Raw genomic sequence first — 16,549 nt, forward strand, 5'->3', positions numbered from 1 at the left:
GGCCCTGTTGCTTAAAACCAGGAAGGCAGGGTCGGCGAACGGAGGCTGTTATGAGGAAATTTCTATACACATTGGCTGCCGGAGTTTTGGCAACCACGGCCGGTTATGCGGCGGACCCGGTTCCGGCCGAGTTGCGGCAAAGCGCACTTGAGATATTCAGGCCGCTGCCCTCAACCATTCCAGCGGTCAAGGACAACCCGATCACGGCCGAAAAGATAGCGCTCGGCAAGGCACTGTTCTTTGATCCGCGCATGTCGGCCTCGGGGGTGTTTTCATGCAACTCATGCCACAATGTCGGAACCGGCGGTGACGACAACCTCGAGACGTCGATCGGCCACGGATGGCAGAAGGGACCGCGCAATTCACCGACCGTGTTCAATGCGGTGTTCAACGTTGCGCAGTTCTGGGATGGCCGTGCGGATGACCTGAAGGCACAGGCGAAAGGGCCGGTACAGGCCGGTGTAGAGATGGCCAACACGCCAGTGCAGGTGGTCGCGACGCTCAATTCAATGCCGCAATATGTCGCGTGGTTCGAGGCGGCATTCCCCGGTGAGGACGACCCGGTTACCTTCGATAATTTTGCCAAGGCTATTGAAGCCTTTGAAGCCACGCTGATCACGCCGGCACCATTCGACGCTTATCTGAATGGGGATGAGAACGCACTGACGCTGGAGGCAAAACAGGGCCTGCAACTGTTCATGGACAAGGGCTGCGCCTCGTGCCACGGCGGCATCAATGTCGGCGGGGAAGGGTACTATCCATTCGGTCTGGTGGAGAAGCCAGGTGCCGATGTTTTGCCTGAAAATGACAAAGGTCGCTTTGCGGTGACAAACACGGCTGATGACTCATATGTGTTCCGTGCTGCACCACTTCGCAATGTGGCGCTGACCGCGCCTTACTTCCATTCGGGCAAGGTCTGGGACCTGAAACAGGCGGTGGCGGTGATGGGTACTGCGCAGCTGGGCGAGGAGCTGAATGATCGGGATGTCGATCTGATCGTGGCGTTTCTGGGATCGCTGACCGGCAAGGCTCCCGACATCATCTATCCGATCCTGCCGGCTGAAACGGCCGCGACGCCGAAGCCAACGGCCAATATCAGCAACTGATGTGACCTGTTTAAAAAAAAGCAAACCGCCTGGTGACAGGCGGTTTGTCTGTTTTGGTCAGAAAGGATTATGCGAAGCGGATAATGGCGACTTCGCCTTCCAATGCGCCCTGATAGGCCGATGCATGCGGCTCTTCATCCGGTATTTCCGTCAGCATGCCGATCTGGTCAAGGTCGGCCTCGAGGAAACCTTCCTCCGAAAGTGCATTCAGCGTGTCGCGGACGGCTGTGTCATCATCGGGTGCACGTAGGATCACGTGGATGTCGATGCCTTCGTCGCCATCCCGTTCATAAGCCTTGCCTATGACGATGAATACCATGGGGTCAACCGATCCGTTGTCGTTATCATTATGGGGGAGGGTCATGGTGTTCTCCTTGCTCCTGAAGGCCGTTTTTTTGCTGTGTGCTGACGAACAGCCACGGTGATGGTGTCACCAAGCGTCGTTTGAAGAATCAATAGACGGCTTTGGTATAAAGCCCAATACGGAATACGTGTTTTGGCCGATATATTGATGAAACAGATTAACAGCAGCGGTAAATATGCTAAACGAAAGCCCGAGAAGGCCGGTGCTGCGGGACAAAATGTGGATTCACCCTTGACGAAGTAGGGGTAAAACAGTAGTACGCCGCCCATCGGAACCTGTATGAGGTTTGGCCGTTCGGAATGACTCGTTCCGGATATCTGCTCAAACTGGGTCCAACGCACGTTGAAGACACGAATGCTGCACGCACGACGTAGTGATACGTCCTCTGCCTTTGTGGTCCATCCGATCATTCGGATTGGGCCACGTTTTGCGCATGAAGTATAGCGTGTGCCACCGCCGGAAACGGCATAACGTCGGCCCGAGAGGGCGATAGATACTAAGGGATGGTTGTATGCCTACCGTAAACCAGCTTATCCGCAAGCCACGCCAGGCACAGGTAAAGCGTAATAAGGTTCCTGCTCTGCAGGAAAACCCACAGAAGCGCGGCGTTTGCACACGCGTTTACACGACAACCCCTAAGAAGCCTAACTCGGCTCTTCGTAAGGTTGCCAAGATCCGTCTGACGAATGGCTTCGAAGTCATCGGCTACATTCCTGGTGAAGGCCACAACCTTCAGGAACACTCTGTAGTCATGATCCGCGGCGGCCGCGTAAAGGACTTGCCAGGTGTTCGTTACCACATCATCCGCGGCGTTCTCGATACGCAGGGTGTAAAGAACCGTAAGCAGCGCCGCTCCAAGTATGGTGCGAAGCGTCCGAAGTAATTCGGCAATTAACAAATTCGGCGCTGCGCGAGGTTCTCCGCGTGGTTGAGCGTCAATAACATTTGAGAGACAAACAGTATGTCCCGTCGCCATAGTGCAGAAAAGCGTGAGATCAACCCGGATCCAAAGTTCGGCGATCTGATCGTCACCAAGTTCATGAATGCTATCATGCTTCATGGCAAGAAGTCCGTTGCTGAAAGCATCGTATACGGCGCATTCGACGCCGTTCAGGGCAAGACGAAGCAGGAGCCGCTCGGCGTGTTCCATTCGGCCCTCGATAACGTTGCTCCGCACGTTGAAGTTCGTTCTCGCCGCGTTGGTGGTGCGACATACCAGGTTCCTGTTGATGTTCGTCCTGAGCGTCGTCAGGCCCTCGCAATCCGCTGGCTGATCGCTGCTGCTCGTAAGCGCAACGAAACAACCATGGTCGATCGCCTGTCCGGCGAACTCATGGATGCTGCGAACAACCGCGGTTCGGCTGTCAAGAAGCGTGAAGACACGCACAAGATGGCTGACGCTAACCGCGCATTCTCGCATTACCGTTGGTAATCTAACCGATCCGAAAGGCAGTCCGTTATGGCTCGCGAATATAAAATCGAAGACTACCGCAATTTCGGTATCATGGCGCACATCGACGCCGGCAAGACGACCACAACCGAGCGTATTCTTTACTACACCGGTAAGTCGCACAAGATCGGCGAAGTTCATGATGGCGCTGCCACGATGGACTGGATGGAACAGGAGCAGGAGCGTGGTATCACCATCACTTCTGCTGCTACCACGACCTTCTGGAAGGGTCGCGATGGCAAGATGCGTCGTTTCAACATCATCGACACCCCCGGCCACGTTGACTTCACGATTGAAGTTGAGCGTTCGCTGCGTGTACTCGACGGTGCTATTGCTCTGCTCGACGCCAACGCTGGTGTAGAGCCGCAGACTGAAACCGTATGGCGTCAGGCTGAGAAGTACAACGTTCCGCGTATGATCTTCTGCAACAAGATGGACAAGACCGGTGCTGACTTCTACCGCTCGGTAGAAATGATCAAGACCCGTCTCGGCGCGACAGCTGTTGTCATGCAGTTGCCAATCGGTGCAGAAACCGAATTCAAGGGCGTGATCGATCTCATCGAAATGAACGCTCTCGTATGGCGCGACGAATCGCTCGGCGCTCAGTGGGACGTTGTTGAGATCCCAGAAGATATGAAGGCCAAGGCTGAAGAATATCGCGAGAAGCTGATCGAGACTGTTGTCGAGATCGACGAAGAAGCAATGGAAGCTTACCTCGAAGGTAACTACCCAGACAACGACAAGATTCGTGCTCTCGTTCGTCGCGGCACCATCGACGTGAAGTTCCACCCAATGTTCTGCGGTACCGCGTTCAAGAACAAGGGCGTTCAGCCACTTCTCGACGCTGTTGTTGAATACCTGCCTTCTCCGCTGGACATTCCTGCGATCAAGGGTATCGACTTCAAGACCGAAGCTGAAATCGAGCGTCACGCTGATGATTCCGAGCCGCTTTCGATGCTCGCGTTCAAGATCATGAACGACCCATTCGTTGGTTCGCTCACCTTCGCACGTATCTACTCGGGCAAGCTCGAAAAGGGCACATCTGTTATCAACACGGTCAAGGACAAGCGTGAGCGCGTCGGCCGTATGCTTCAGATGCACTCCAACAGCCGTGAAGACATCGAAGAAGCCTTTGCTGGCGACATCGTTGCTCTGGCTGGCCTCAAGGAAACCACAACGGGCGACACGCTTTGCGATCCGTTGAAGCCGGTTATCCTCGAGCGCATGGAATTCCCTGAGCCTGTTATCCAGATCGCGATCGAACCGAAGACCAAGGGCGACCAGGAAAAGATGGGCCTCGCGCTCAACCGCCTGGCTGCTGAAGATCCTTCGTTCCGCGTTAAGACTGACGAAGAATCCGGTCAGACAATCATCGCTGGCATGGGTGAACTTCACCTCGACATTCTCGTTGACCGTATGCGTCGCGAGTTCAAGGTTGAAGCGACCGTTGGTGCTCCGCAGGTTGCTTACCGTGAAACGATCACGAAGCTGCACGAAGAAGACTACACACACAAGAAGCAGTCCGGTGGTACCGGTCAGTTCGCTCGTGTGAAGATCATCTTCGAACCGAACCCAGAAGGCGAAGACTTCAAGTTCGAGTCCAAGATCGTTGGTGGTGCTGTTCCTAAGGAATACATCCCAGGCGTTCAGAAGGGTATCGAAAGCGTTCTGTCCTCCGGTCCTCTGGCTGGCTTCCCGATGCTGGGTGTCAAGGCAACTCTCATCGATGGTGCATACCACGATGTTGACTCGTCTGTTCTGGCGTTCGAAATCGCATCGCGTGCTTGCTTCCGTGAAGCAGCAAAGAAGGCTGGTGCACAGCTTCTCGAGCCGATGATGAAGGTCGAAGTTGTTACCCCAGAAGATTACGTCGGTGACGTTATCGGCGATCTGAACTCGCGTCGCGGTCAGATCCAGGGTCAGGAATCGCGTGGCATCACGATCGTGATCAGCGCGCATGTTCCTCTCGCGAACATGTTCAAGTACGTCGACAACCTTCGCTCCATGTCGCAGGGTCGCGCACAGTACTCGATGACGTTCGATCACTATTCGCCTGTTCCAAGCAACGTAGCTGCTGAAATCCAGGCAAAGTATTCCGGTCAGAAGTGACCGGAATACCCACACAAAAGTTTTAAGGTTTATTCCCTTTCAGGGATAAGAATGGAGAGCCAATAATGGCAAAGAGCAAGTTTGAGCGCAATAAGCCTCACGTTAACATCGGCACGATCGGTCACGTTGACCACGGCAAGACATCGTTGACAGCCGCAATCACCAAGTACTTCGGCGAGTTCAAGGCGTATGACCAAATCGACGCCGCTCCTGAAGAAAAGGCTCGTGGTATCACCATTTCGACAGCCCACGTTGAGTATGAGACGCCTAACCGTCACTACGCACACGTTGACTGCCCCGGCCACGCCGACTACGTGAAGAACATGATCACCGGTGCTGCCCAGATGGACGGCGCGATCCTGGTTTGCTCGGCTGCTGACGGTCCAATGCCACAGACCCGCGAGCACATCCTGCTTGCTCGTCAGGTTGGCGTTCCTGCTCTGGTCGTGTTCCTCAACAAGGTTGACCAGGTCGACGACGAAGAACTGCTCGAGCTCGTAGAAATGGAAGTTCGTGAACTTCTTTCGTCCTACGACTTCCCAGGCGACGACGTTCCTGTTGTTAAGGGTTCGGCTCTTGCTGCTCTTAACGATTCTGACAAGAAGATCGGTGAAGACGCTATTCGTGAGCTGATGGCTCAGGTTGACGCCTACATCCCAACACCAGAGCGTCCAATCGACCAGCCGTTCCTGATGCCAATAGAAGACGTGTTCTCGATCTCTGGCCGTGGTACTGTTGTTACCGGTCGCGTTGAGCGCGGTATCGTCAAGGTTGGTGAAGAAGTTGAAATCGTCGGCATCAAGGCGACGTCGAAGACGACTGTTACCGGCGTTGAAATGTTCCGCAAGCTGCTCGATCAGGGCCAGGCTGGCGACAACATCGGTGCACTGGTTCGCGGCGTTACCCGTGACGGCGTTGAGCGTGGTCAGATCCTTTGCAAGCCAGGTTCTGTTAAGCCTCACAAGAAATTCATGGCAGAAGCCTACATCCTGACGAAGGAAGAAGGCGGCCGTCATACACCGTTCTTCACGAACTACCGTCCTCAGTTCTACTTCCGTACAACTGACGTTACCGGTATCGTTTCGCTGCCAGAAGGCACGGAAATGGTTATGCCAGGCGACAACGTTACTGTTGAAGTCGAGCTGATCGTTCCAATCGCGATGGAAGAAAAGCTGCGCTTCGCTATCCGCGAAGGCGGCCGTACCGTCGGCGCTGGCATCGTTGCTTCGATCATCGAGTAATTAATGTGGGCTTCGGCCCTCATTGAAGACATTGAATTGGCGACCTCTCGGGGTCGCCAATTTGTCTATCGGTAAAAACCGTGACGACGAGGCATTTTTAATGCTTGATAATTACAGTGAAAGCGCGTAAACGCGCAGTCAGAGCTGTTATGAGATTCGCAGGTGTTTGCGAACCATGGCGTTCAAGTAATCCAGACTAACGAAATGATTGGGGTGCGCCTTGCATTCCTCTCGATTTTTGAAAATCTGCGGCGCCACGATCAACATAGGTTCATGTATTTCCGCGTGCGGAAATTGAATAACTAAGAACAAGGACAAGTCGAATGAACGGCCAGAATATCCGTATCCGCCTCAAGGCGTTCGATCACCGGATCCTCGATGCCTCTACTCGCGAAATCGTGTCGACCGCCAAGCGCACCGGCGCCAGCGTTCGCGGCCCGGTTCCGCTCCCAACACGCATCGAAAAATTTACCGTTAACCGCTCTCCTCACGTAGATAAGAAGAGCCGTGAACAGTTCGAAATGCGTACGCACAAGCGTCTTCTCGATATCGTTGATCCTACTCCGCAGACTGTTGATGCTTTGATGAAGCTCGACCTTGCGGCTGGCGTTGACGTCGAAATCAAGCTCTAAGGCCCCGGCGAAAGCCGGATATAACAAGGAAGGTACGTGGAGTAATCCAACGACTTCTAAACCGGAGACCGGACGCGTCGTGAGACGTCTACGGGAACTCCCAAACAAAGGGCGGAGAGGGGTTTCCCTTCAAGGCTCGCAAGAGGATTGAACCAATGCGTTCAGGTGTGATTGCACAGAAAGTGGGAATGACCCGCGTCTATAATGACGCTGGTGAGCACATCCCAGTTACAGTGTTGCGGTTGGACAACGTTCAGGTTGTTTCGCAGCGCACTGAAGAAAAGAATGGCTATATCGCAGTTCAGCTCGGTGCTGGCCAGTCGAAGGTCAAGAATACATCGAAGGCTCTTCGTGGTCACTTCGCAACTGCAAGCGTTGAGCCTAAGGCTAAGCTTGTTGAGTTTCGTGTTTCCGAAGAAAACCTCATCGATGTTGGCGCGACTTTGACGCCAAGCCATTTTGCCGCTGGTCAGCTGGTTGACGTAACCGGCACCACGATCGGTAAGGGTTTTGCCGGTGCTATGAAGCGTCACAACTTCGGTGGTGGTCGCGCTTCGCACGGTAACTCGGTTTCGCACCGTGCGCATGGTTCGACTGGTTCGAACCAGGATCCTGGTAAGGTTTGGAAGGGCAAGCGCATGGCTGGTCATATGGGCCAGACTCGCGTAACGACCCAGAATCTGGAAGTGGTTTCGACCGATGAGGATCGCGGTTTGATCCTCGTGAAGGGCGCCGTTCCTGGTTCCAAAGGTTCCTGGATCATCGTCCGTGATGCCGTCAAGTCGGCTGCGAAGTAAGGGAGCCTTATTATGGAATTGAACGTCACGACCCTCGAGGGAAAAGACGCCGGCAAGGTATCCCTGTCGGACGAAATTTTCGGCCTCGACCCACGCCAGGACATTCTGGCGCGTATGGTTCGCTACCAGCTTGCTAAGAAGCAGCAGGGTACGCACAAGACCAAGAACCGTTCGGAAGTTTCCCGCACCGGTGCGAAGATGTACAAGCAGAAGGGTACGGGCCGCGCTCGTCACCATTCGGCTCGCGCTCCGCAGTTCCGTGGTGGTGGTAAGGCTCATGGCCCGGTTGTTCGCAGCCACGCTCATGACCTGCCGAAGAAGGTTCGCGCTCTCGCTCTGCGTCACGCGCTTTCTGCAAAGCTGAAGGCTGAAGACCTGATCATCGTTGATCAGCTCGTTGCATCTGAAGCAAAGACAAAGGCTCTGCTGGGCAATTTCGCCTCGCTCGGCCTGACCAACGCTCTTGTTATCGGCGGCGCCGAGCTTGATGGCAACTTCAAGCTTGCTGCTCAGAACATTCCAAACGTGGACGTTCTGCCGGTTCAGGGCATCAATGTTTACGACATCCTGCGTCGTGGCAAGCTGGTGCTTTCCAAGGCTGCTGTAGAGGCTCTGGAGGAGCGGTTCAAATGACGGATCTTCGCCACTACGATGTGATCGTATCTCCTTCGATCACGGAAAAGTCGACGCTGGTATCCGAACAGAACCAGGTCGTATTCAACGTCGCCAAAGACGCTTCGAAGCCTGAAATCAAGGCTGCTATCGAAGCTCTCTTCGGCGTCAAAGTCACGGCTGTGAACACGCTTATCCGCAAGGGTAAGACCCGTCGTTTCCGTGGGTTCGCTGGTAAGCAGAAGGACGTCAAAAAAGCCGTCGTCACGCTCGCCGAAGGTCAATCCATCGACGTGTCCACCGGACTCTAAAGGTTAGGCCCACGCGGGCAAAGACCCAAAAGGGAACAATAAAATGGCATTGAAAAGTTTCAATCCAACCACTCCGAGCCAGCGCCAGCTGGTCATTGTCGACCGTTCTTCGCTCTACAAGGGCAAGCCGGTTAAGGCGCTGACCCAAGGTCTCAGCTCGAAGGGTGGCCGTAACAACCAGGGCCGGATCACTGTCCGTTTCCAGGGTGGCGGTCACAAGCGCACATACCGTCTCATTGACTTCAAGCGTCGTAAGTTTGACGTTGAGGGTACGGTTGAGCGTCTGGAATACGATCCAAACCGCACTGCATTCATCGCGCTCGTAACTTACGCTGACGGTGAACAGGCTTACATTCTCGCGCCACAGCGTCTTGCTGCTGGTGACAAGGTGATCGCCTCCGACAAGGCTGTCGACGTGAAGCCAGGCAACACAATGCCGCTTCAGTACATCCCAGTTGGTTCGATCATCCATAACGTCGAGATGAAGCCTGGTAAGGGTGGTCAGATCGCTCGCTCGGCAGGTACATATGTGCAGCTCGTCGGTCGTGACCAGGGTATGGCGATCCTTCGTCTGAACTCTGGTGAACAGCGTCTCGTGCACGGCTCTTGCCTTGCATCCATCGGTGCTGTTTCCAACGCCGACCACGGCAACACCAACGACGGTAAAGCCGGTCGTTCGCGTTGGCGCGGTAAGCGTCCACACGTTCGCGGTGTTGTTATGAACCCTGTCGATCACCCGCACGGCGGTGGTGAAGGTCGTACGTCTGGTGGTCGCCATCCGGTGACTCCGTGGGGCAAGCCTACAAAGGGCAAGCGTACACGCTCCAACAAGTCGACCGACAAGTTCATCATGCGTTCGCGCCATCAGCGTAAGAAGTAAGAGAGGTAGTCCAAGTGGCTCGTTCAGTATGGAAAGGTCCGTTTATTGACGGCTATCTTCTCAAAAAGGCTGAGAAGGTACGCGAAAGCGGACGTAATGAAGTAATCAAGATCTGGAGCCGTCGCTCCACGATCCTGCCGCAGTTCGTAGGCTTGACCTTCGGCGTTTACAACGGCAGCAAGCATGTGCCGGTCAATGTCAATGAAGACATGGTCGGTCACAAGTTCGGTGAATTCTCTCCGACCCGGACCTACTACGGTCATGGCGCGGACAAGAAGGCAAAGAGGAAGTAATCATGGCGAAGGCTAAGACCGAACGCCGGCTGAAGGACAACGAGGCTCAGGCTATTGCCCGTACGCTTCGCGTCAGCCCACAGAAACTGAACCTGGTTGCCGCTCTTATCCGTGGCAAGAAGGTTGATCGTGCTCTCGCCGAGCTCGAATTCTCCCGCAAGCGTATCGCTTCCACCGTCAAGAAGACGCTGGAATCGGCTATTGCGAACGCAGAAAACAACCATGACCTCGACGTCGACGCTCTCGTCGTCGCCGAGGCCTACGTTGGCAAGTCCATCACCATGAAGCGTTTCCACGCTCGTGGCCGTGGTCGCGCCTCGCGTATCGAAAAGCCGTTTGCACACTTGACTATCGTTGTTCGCGAAGTCGAGGAAAAAGGGGAGGCCGCATAATGGGTCAGAAGATTAATCCAATCGGCTTCCGCCTCGGTATCAACCGCACTTGGGATAGCCGCTGGTATGCAGACACTGCCGAATACGGCAAGCTGCTCCACGAAGATCTCAAGATCCGTGCTTACCTGATCAAGGAATTGAAGCAGGCAGGCATCGCCAAGGTTGTCATCGAACGTCCGCACAAGAAGTGCCGCGTGACCATCCACTCGGCTCGTCCGGGTCTGATCATCGGCAAGAAGGGTGCAGACATCGAGAAGCTTCGCAAGAAGATCTCGGAGATGACCGACAGCGAAACGCACCTCAACATCGTTGAAGTGCGCAAGCCGGAAGTCGACGCTACACTCGTAGCACAGTCGATTGCCCAGCAGCTCGAACGCCGCGTGGCTTTCCGCCGTGCGATGAAGCGTGCTGTTCAGTCCGCTATGCGTCTTGGCGCCGAAGGCATCAAGATCACCTGCGGCGGCCGCCTCGGCGGCGCGGAAATCGCTCGTACCGAATGGTACCGCGAAGGTCGCGTGCCACTTCACACCCTGCGTGCAGACATCGACTACGGTACAGCTGAAGCTGAAACCGCATTCGGTATTTGCGGCATCAAGGTCTGGATCTTCAAGGGCGAAATCCTTGAGCACGATCCGATGGCTTCCGAGCGTCGTGCGCTCGAAGGCGATGCCCAGGGTCCGGCAAGCCGTGAGCGCGGTGATCGTGGCGATCGTCGTCGCGAAAACGCTTGATTGACGCTGGCGAAAGATAAGCTCGGAGAAGTAAGAAAATGTTGCAGCCAAAGCGTACTAAGTACCGCAAGCAGTTCAAGGGTCGCATCAAAGGTGTGGCCAAGGGCGGCTTTGACCTTGCATTCGGTGAATACGGCTTGAAGTCGCAGGAACCGAACCGCGTTAATGCACGCGAGATCGAAGCGGCCCGCCGCGCGATCACGCGTTACATGAAGCGCGCAGGTCGTGTGTGGATCCGCGTATTCCCAGACACTCCGGTTACGGCCAAGCCGACCGAAGTTCGTATGGGTAAGGGTAAGGGTTCGGTCGAATACTGGGCTTGCAAGGTCAAGCCTGGTCGTATGATGTTCGAGATCGACGGTGTTTCCGAGGAGATCGCCCGCGAGGCGCTTCGTCTCGGCGCTGCCAAGCTCTCGGTTAAGACGCGCTTCGTACAGCGCATCGCAGAGTAAGGAGCAGGCACAATGAAAGCCGAAGATGTTCGCGGCCTCAGCGCCGATCAGCTCAAGGACAAGCTTGCCGACCTGAAGAAAGAGCAGTTCAACCTGCGCTTCCAGAAGGCTACCGGTCAGTTGGAAAAGTCCTCGCGCATCAACGAAGTCCGTAAGGACATCGCCCGCGTGAAAACCATTGCCCGCCAGAAGGCGGCAGAAGCCAAGGCCTAAAGGAAGAATAATATGCCGAAACGCATTCTGCAGGGCGTCGTAGTTTCCGACAAGAACGAGAAGACCGTTGTAGTCAAGGTCGAGCGTCGATTCGCTCACCCACTGCTTCAGAAGACCGTTCGTCGTTCGAAGAAGTACAAGGCCCACGACGAAAACAACCAGTACAAGGTTGGTGATGTGGTTTCCATCGAGGAATGCGCACCAATCTCCAAGGATAAGCGCTGGACGGTTGTTTCCGCACAGGCTTAATTCAAACAGTTTCGCGCCGGGCTCTTGCTATCGGCGCGAAAACCTGTATGAAGCAGCGCAAGGACGCTCGTCACCGGGCGTCTTTTGCTTTGATGCGCACGGAAGGTCCGTTATGGAAACCACCCTGGCAAGATTTCTTCCGCGCGAAAACAGAGACTTTTCATAAGCTGGAGCAGGGGGCTTTCTCTATGAGGCTGCCCAACCGGTCCAGTAACAACAAGAAGGCGACCTGACATGATTCAGATGCAAACAAACCTCGACGTGGCGGATAATTCCGGCGCACGTCGTGTCATGTGCATCAAGGTGCTGGGCGGCTCGAAGCGTAAGTATGCTTCCGTTGGCGACATTATTGTCGTTTCGATCAAGGAAGCTATTCCGCGCGGCCGCGTCAAGAAGGGCGACGTGATGAAGGCGGTTGTAGTGCGTACCGCCAAGGACATTCGTCGCGCTGACGGCAGCGTCATCCGTTTCGATAACAACGCAGCTGTTCTTATCGATAACAAGAAAGAGCCTATCGGCACCCGTATCTTCGGACCGGTTCCACGCGAACTTCGCGCAAAGAACCACATGAAGATCATCTCGCTGGCTCCAGAAGTACTGTAAGGAGCGATAGCGATGCAGAAAATTCGCAAAGGCGACAAAGTTGTCGTATTGACCGGTAAGGACAAGGGCCGTACCGGCGAAGTAACTCAGGTCTTGCCAAAAGAAGATCGGGCTTTCGTGAGTGGCGTAAACATGGTGAAGCGTCACCAGCGCCAGACCCAGGGCCAAGAAGCTGGCATCATCAACAAGGAAGCATCCTTGCACATCTCTAACCTTGCTATCGTCGACAAGGACGGTAAGGCGACCCGCGTTGGGTTCAAGGTTGTAGACGGCAAGAAGGTCCGCGTGGCCAAGCGTTCGGGAGAAGTGATCGATGGCTGAGTCCAAGTACGAGCCGCGTCTCAAGGCTGAATACGTTTCCCGTATTCGCGGCGCTATGCAGGAGAAGTTCTCCTACTCTAACGTGATGATGATCCCTAAGCTCGACAAGATCGTTATCAACATGGGTGTTGGTGAAGCAACGGCTGATTCGAAGAAGCCAACAGTTGCTGCTGCCGATCTGGCCGCTATTGCTGGTCAGAAGCCGGTTGTTACCAAGGCTCGCAATTCCATTGCTGGCTTCAAGGTTCGTGAAGGCATGCCAATCGGTGCGAAGGTTACTCTTCGTGGCGCTCGCATGTATGAGTTCCTTGACCGTCTGATCAACATCGCGCTTCCGCGCGTTCGCGACTTCCGGGGCCTGAACCCGAAAAGCTTTGACGGCCGTGGCAACTTCGCCATGGGCATCAAGGAGCACATTGTGTTCCCAGAAATCAACTACGATAAGGTTGATCAGATGTGGGGCATGGACATCATCGTTTGCACGACGGCGACTTCGGACGACGAAGCTCGGGCTCTTTTGACAGAGTTCAACTTCCCTTTCCGTCAGTAACCGTAACGACGAGCGTAGAAAAGGAACTCTGATATGGCGAAAACAAGCGCAGTTGAAAAGAACAAGCGCCGCCGCAAGACAGTTGCACAGCATGCTTCCAAGCGTGCCGCGCTCAAAGCTGTCGTCATGAACCAGTCCCTTCCGATCGAAGAGCGGTTCCAGGCAACACTGAAGCTCGCTTCGCTGCCGCGTGACGGCTCGAAGACACGTATCCGCAACCGCTGCGAAGTAACGGGCCGTCCGCGCGCGTTCTATCGTAAACTCAAGATGTCGCGTATTGCGCTTCGCGAGTTGGGCAATTCCGGCAAGGTGCCGGGTATTGTCAAGTCGAGCTGGTAAGGAGACGGGCACATGACAATGACTGATCCGTTGGGTGATATGCTCACCCGCATCCGCAATGGTGCTGCTCGTCGCAAGTCGTCGGTTAGCACTCCTGCTTCCAGCCTCCGTGCGCGCGTTCTCGACGTGCTGCAGGCTGAAGGCTACATTCGCGGTTATTCCAAGTCCGATTTTGAAAACGGCAAGGCCGAGTTCACGATCGAACTGAAGTACTACGAAGGCGCGTCCGTGATCCGTGAGATCGGCCGCGTATCCAAGCCGGGCCGCCGGGTTTATGTCTCGGTAAAGTCCATTCCGCAGGTCGCGAACGGTCTCGGCATCACTATCCTTTCGACTCCGAAGGGTGTGATGGCTGATCACCAGGCTCGTGAACAGAACGTTGGTGGCGAGGTTCTTTGCTCGGTCTTCTAAGATCGGGCAGGGGTCTCCTGGCGAAACAGGCAGGATAAAAATATGTCTCGTATCGGTAAAAAGCCCGTTCAGGTACCAGCAGGGATCACGGCCACGGTTGATGGCCAGAAGATCACTGCAAAGGGTCCGAAGGGTGAACTGTTTTTCGTCGCTAATGACGACATTCAGTTGAAGCTGGAAGAAAACTCGGTTTCGGTTCAGCCGGCCAACAACACCAAGGAAGCTCGTTCGAAGTGGGGCATGTCCCGCACGATGATCGAGAACATCTTCAAGGGTGTTAAGGACGGTTACGAACGTAAGCTCGAAATCAACGGCGTTGGTTATCGTGCAGCCATGCAGGGCCAGAACCTGCAGCTGGCGCTCGGTTTCTCTCACGATGTTGTTTATGAGCCTCCGGTCGGTATCACCATTGCCGTTCCTAAGCCGACGGAAATCATCGTTTCCGGCATTAACAAGCAGCAGGTCGGTCAGGTTGCCGCGGAAATCCGCGAATACCGTGGTCCCGAGCCCTACAAGGGCAAAGGCGTCAAGTACGCTGAAGAACGGATCATCCGCAAAGAAGGCAAGAAGAAGTAAGGAACTCGCGAAATGGCTAGCAGGAAAGAAGCACTTTCACGCCGTGCGAACCGTGTACGCCGCCAGATCAAGGCGGTTGCTAACGGTCGCCCGCGCCTGTCGGTTCATCGCTCGTCGAAGAACATCTATGCACAGGTCATCGATGATGTTGCCGGCACGACGCTTGCGTCTGCCTCGACACTCGAAGCAGATCTGCGCAAGTCGCTGAAGACTGGTGCAGACGTTGCAGCAGCTGCCGTTGTTGGCAAGCTGGTTGCAGAGCGCGCCGGCAAGGCTGGCGTCAAGGATGTTGTATTCGATCGTGGCGCATTCATCTATCACGGCCGCGTTAAGGCCCTGGCAGATGCAGCACGCGAAAGCGGTCTGAACTTCTAAAAAGCTTCCGCCCGGATCCGTCCGGGCGGTTTTCACCGGACCATGCGGGTTCCAGAAATGGAGCCGGTGGTCCTTCTCTCGTTTGCCGTTCTACCCGCAAAAGAAAAAGGAAAAGGACAATGGCACAGGATAAAAGAGGTTCTCGCGACGATCGCCAGAACCGCGAAGAGCGCGATAGCGAATTCGTTGACAAGCTGGTTGCAATCAACCGCGTTGCAAAGGTTGTTAAGGGTGGCCGTCGTTTCGGCTTCGCTGCTCTCGTTGTTGTTGGCGACCAGAAGGGTCGCGTTGGTTTCGGTCACGGCAAGGCTCGTGAAGTTCCAGAAGCTATCCGCAAGGCAACTGAAAGCGCAAAGCGCGATCTGATCTTCGTTCCGCTTCGCGATGGCCGCACGCTGCACCACGATGTTAACGGCCGTCACGGCGCTGGCAAGGTTCTGCTGCGCTCTGCAAAGGCTGGTACTGGTATCATCGCCGGTGGTCCAATGCGCGCTGTTTTCGAAACGCTCGGCGTTCACGACGTCGTCGCCAAGTCGACAGGTTCTTCGAACCCGTACAACATGGTTCGCGCAACTTTCGACGCTCTGAAGCACCAGGTTCATCCGAAGGACGTCGCTGCACAGCGTGGTCTCAAGTATGCAACTCTTCAGGCACGCCGCGCCGCTTCCGGCAACGCTGCTGAAGAATAAGGAGCTGGATCATGGCCAAGAATGCTACTGAATCCAAGAAGACTGTTACGGTCGAACAGATCGCCAGTGCCAATCGCCGCCCGGCAGTACAGCGTCAGACGCTGATCGGCCTGGGTCTCAACAAGATGCACCGTCAGCGTACCCTGGAAGATACTCCATCGGTTCGTGGCATGATCCGTGCTGTCCAGCATCTCGTTCGCGTCGTAGACGAGAAGTAAGACCGGGGAAGTCATCATGAAACTCAATGAAATTAAAGACAACGAAGGTTCTTCCAAGGATCGTATCCGCGTAGGTCGCGGTATCGGTTCCGGCAAGGGCAAGACCGGTGGTCGTGGTGTTAAGGGTCAGAAGGCTCGTTCGGGCGTTGCTATCAACGGCTTCGAAGGCGGTCAGATGCCTATCTACCGTCGCCTGCCAAAGCGCGGCTTCACCAACATCTTCGCTTCTGAATACGCAACCGTTTCGCTCGGCCGTATCCAGACTGCAATCGATGCCAAGAAGCTCGACCCTAAGGCAACGATCGATTCGGCTGCTCTGAAGGCTGCTGGCGTCATTCGCCGCGAAAAGGACGGCGTTCGCGTTCTGTCCGGTGGCGAACTGACCACCAAGGTAACGATTGAAGTAGCCGGCGCCTCCAAGGCTGCTGTTGAAAAGATCGAAAAAGCTGGCAGCTCTATCAAGCTTCTGGTTGTTGCAGCTGAAGCTGCTGAGTAATATATAGACTACGAACGCCCGGAGTGGTTCACTCCGGGCGTTCGCGCTCCCTTATGAGAGCCTCACAGTCCCGACGACGAACGTAATGTTTGTGACCGGGACACATGGAAACAGGGGTGAGGCAAGATTGCGGTTCGTC

General features: G+C 55.1%; 27 protein-coding genes. 26 read left to right on the forward strand and 1 reads right to left on the reverse strand.

Annotated elements, in window-relative coordinates; all coding sequences use genetic code 11:
- Positions 1–50: 50 nt before the first annotated feature.
- Positions 51–1,106 (forward strand): cytochrome-c peroxidase, encoded by a 1,056-nt coding sequence (locus IB237_RS10835; protein WP_192488627.1) that lies wholly within the window; start codon positions 51–53, stop codon positions 1,104–1,106.
- A gap of 67 nt (positions 1,107–1,173) precedes the next feature.
- Here IB237_RS10835 and IB237_RS10840 read toward each other — a convergent pair whose 3' ends face one another.
- Positions 1,174–1,470 (reverse strand): transcriptional regulator, encoded by a 297-nt coding sequence (locus IB237_RS10840; RefSeq protein WP_192488628.1) that lies wholly within the window; start codon positions 1,468–1,470, stop codon positions 1,174–1,176.
- 511 nt (positions 1,471–1,981) lie between these two features.
- Between IB237_RS10840 and rpsL the strand changes: the two genes are divergently transcribed.
- The 25 genes from rpsL to rplO all read left to right on the forward strand — a co-directional run bounded on the left by rpsL (position 1,982) and on the right by rplO (position 16,410).
- On the forward strand, positions 1,982–2,353 hold the full coding sequence (gene rpsL, locus IB237_RS10845) for a 30S ribosomal protein S12 (protein ID WP_003507760.1): 372 nt from the start codon (positions 1,982–1,984) through the stop codon (positions 2,351–2,353).
- Positions 2,354–2,431: 78 nt separating this feature from the next.
- Positions 2,432–2,902: a 30S ribosomal protein S7 gene (gene rpsG, locus IB237_RS10850; protein ID WP_192488629.1), complete on the forward strand. Its 471-nt coding sequence runs from the start codon at positions 2,432–2,434 to the stop codon at positions 2,900–2,902.
- A gap of 27 nt (positions 2,903–2,929) precedes the next feature.
- The gene (gene fusA, locus IB237_RS10855; protein WP_192488630.1) at positions 2,930–5,029 is read left to right on the forward strand and encodes an elongation factor G; all 2,100 of its coding nucleotides are present in this window, start codon (positions 2,930–2,932) and stop codon (positions 5,027–5,029) included.
- Between the two features lie 65 nt (positions 5,030–5,094).
- Complete coding sequence (gene tuf, locus IB237_RS10860; protein ID WP_192488619.1) at positions 5,095–6,270, forward strand: elongation factor Tu; 1,176 nt, start codon at positions 5,095–5,097, stop codon at positions 6,268–6,270.
- Positions 6,271–6,593: 323 nt separating this feature from the next.
- The gene (rpsJ, locus tag IB237_RS10865; RefSeq protein WP_003507767.1) at positions 6,594–6,902 is read left to right on the forward strand and encodes a 30S ribosomal protein S10; all 309 of its coding nucleotides are present in this window, start codon (positions 6,594–6,596) and stop codon (positions 6,900–6,902) included.
- Positions 6,903–7,057: 155 nt separating this feature from the next.
- Positions 7,058–7,699, forward strand: coding sequence for a 50S ribosomal protein L3 (gene rplC / locus IB237_RS10870; RefSeq protein ID WP_192488631.1), 642 nt, complete (start codon positions 7,058–7,060; stop codon positions 7,697–7,699).
- A gap of 12 nt (positions 7,700–7,711) precedes the next feature.
- Positions 7,712–8,332 (forward strand): 50S ribosomal protein L4, encoded by a 621-nt coding sequence (gene rplD / locus IB237_RS10875; protein WP_192488632.1) that lies wholly within the window; start codon positions 7,712–7,714, stop codon positions 8,330–8,332.
- The gene (locus IB237_RS10880) at positions 8,329–8,622 is read left to right on the forward strand and encodes a 50S ribosomal protein L23 (protein ID WP_192488633.1); all 294 of its coding nucleotides are present in this window, start codon (positions 8,329–8,331) and stop codon (positions 8,620–8,622) included. The genes rplD and IB237_RS10880 overlap by 4 nt, the downstream gene beginning before the upstream one ends.
- 43 nt (positions 8,623–8,665) lie before the next feature.
- The gene (gene rplB, locus IB237_RS10885) at positions 8,666–9,502 is read left to right on the forward strand and encodes a 50S ribosomal protein L2 (protein ID WP_192488634.1); all 837 of its coding nucleotides are present in this window, start codon (positions 8,666–8,668) and stop codon (positions 9,500–9,502) included.
- A 14-nt stretch (positions 9,503–9,516) separates the two neighbouring features.
- Complete coding sequence (gene rpsS / locus IB237_RS10890) at positions 9,517–9,795, forward strand: 30S ribosomal protein S19 (protein WP_192488635.1); 279 nt, start codon at positions 9,517–9,519, stop codon at positions 9,793–9,795.
- A gap of 2 nt (positions 9,796–9,797) precedes the next feature.
- Positions 9,798–10,187, forward strand: a complete 390-nt coding sequence (gene rplV, locus IB237_RS10895; RefSeq protein WP_045230773.1) for a 50S ribosomal protein L22 — start codon at positions 9,798–9,800, stop codon at positions 10,185–10,187.
- On the forward strand, positions 10,187–10,918 hold the full coding sequence (gene rpsC, locus IB237_RS10900) for a 30S ribosomal protein S3 (protein WP_192488636.1): 732 nt from the start codon (positions 10,187–10,189) through the stop codon (positions 10,916–10,918). The genes rplV and rpsC overlap by 1 nt, the downstream gene beginning before the upstream one ends.
- 38 nt (positions 10,919–10,956) lie before the next feature.
- Positions 10,957–11,370, forward strand: coding sequence for a 50S ribosomal protein L16 (gene rplP, locus IB237_RS10905; protein ID WP_192488637.1), 414 nt, complete (start codon positions 10,957–10,959; stop codon positions 11,368–11,370).
- Between the two features lie 12 nt (positions 11,371–11,382).
- Positions 11,383–11,583, forward strand: a complete 201-nt coding sequence (gene rpmC / locus IB237_RS10910; RefSeq protein ID WP_138790874.1) for a 50S ribosomal protein L29 — start codon at positions 11,383–11,385, stop codon at positions 11,581–11,583.
- 12 nt (positions 11,584–11,595) lie between these two features.
- Complete coding sequence (gene rpsQ, locus IB237_RS10915) at positions 11,596–11,832, forward strand: 30S ribosomal protein S17 (RefSeq protein ID WP_192488638.1); 237 nt, start codon at positions 11,596–11,598, stop codon at positions 11,830–11,832.
- 234 nt (positions 11,833–12,066) lie between these two features.
- Positions 12,067–12,435 (forward strand): 50S ribosomal protein L14, encoded by a 369-nt coding sequence (gene rplN, locus IB237_RS10920; RefSeq protein WP_003495199.1) that lies wholly within the window; start codon positions 12,067–12,069, stop codon positions 12,433–12,435.
- 12 nt (positions 12,436–12,447) lie between these two features.
- A complete protein-coding gene (gene rplX, locus IB237_RS10925; protein ID WP_192488639.1) occupies positions 12,448–12,756 on the forward strand; it encodes a 50S ribosomal protein L24 in 309 nt (102 codons plus the stop codon).
- A complete protein-coding gene (gene rplE, locus IB237_RS10930) occupies positions 12,749–13,306 on the forward strand; it encodes a 50S ribosomal protein L5 (RefSeq protein ID WP_192488640.1) in 558 nt (185 codons plus the stop codon). The genes rplX and rplE overlap by 8 nt, the downstream gene beginning before the upstream one ends.
- A gap of 33 nt (positions 13,307–13,339) precedes the next feature.
- Positions 13,340–13,645, forward strand: a complete 306-nt coding sequence (rpsN, locus tag IB237_RS10935; RefSeq protein WP_192488641.1) for a 30S ribosomal protein S14 — start codon at positions 13,340–13,342, stop codon at positions 13,643–13,645.
- A 12-nt stretch (positions 13,646–13,657) separates the two neighbouring features.
- Positions 13,658–14,056, forward strand: a complete 399-nt coding sequence (gene rpsH / locus IB237_RS10940; protein ID WP_045024690.1) for a 30S ribosomal protein S8 — start codon at positions 13,658–13,660, stop codon at positions 14,054–14,056.
- Between the two features lie 42 nt (positions 14,057–14,098).
- Entirely contained in the window at positions 14,099–14,632 is a 534-nt protein-coding gene (rplF, locus tag IB237_RS10945) for a 50S ribosomal protein L6 (RefSeq protein ID WP_192488642.1), read from the forward strand.
- Between the two features lie 12 nt (positions 14,633–14,644).
- The gene (gene rplR, locus IB237_RS10950; protein ID WP_192488643.1) at positions 14,645–15,007 is read left to right on the forward strand and encodes a 50S ribosomal protein L18; all 363 of its coding nucleotides are present in this window, start codon (positions 14,645–14,647) and stop codon (positions 15,005–15,007) included.
- Between the two features lie 119 nt (positions 15,008–15,126).
- Positions 15,127–15,696 (forward strand): 30S ribosomal protein S5, encoded by a 570-nt coding sequence (gene rpsE / locus IB237_RS10955; protein ID WP_192488644.1) that lies wholly within the window; start codon positions 15,127–15,129, stop codon positions 15,694–15,696.
- 11 nt (positions 15,697–15,707) lie between these two features.
- Positions 15,708–15,914, forward strand: a complete 207-nt coding sequence (rpmD, locus tag IB237_RS10960; protein WP_192488645.1) for a 50S ribosomal protein L30 — start codon at positions 15,708–15,710, stop codon at positions 15,912–15,914.
- Positions 15,915–15,930: 16 nt separating this feature from the next.
- A complete protein-coding gene (gene rplO / locus IB237_RS10965) occupies positions 15,931–16,410 on the forward strand; it encodes a 50S ribosomal protein L15 (protein WP_192488646.1) in 480 nt (159 codons plus the stop codon).
- Positions 16,411–16,549 lie beyond the last annotated feature (139 nt).

It is taken from the genome of Agrobacterium sp. AGB01 (assembly GCF_014851585.1).
In the GTDB taxonomy this organism is placed as follows: Bacteria; Pseudomonadota; Alphaproteobacteria; order Rhizobiales; family Rhizobiaceae; genus Agrobacterium.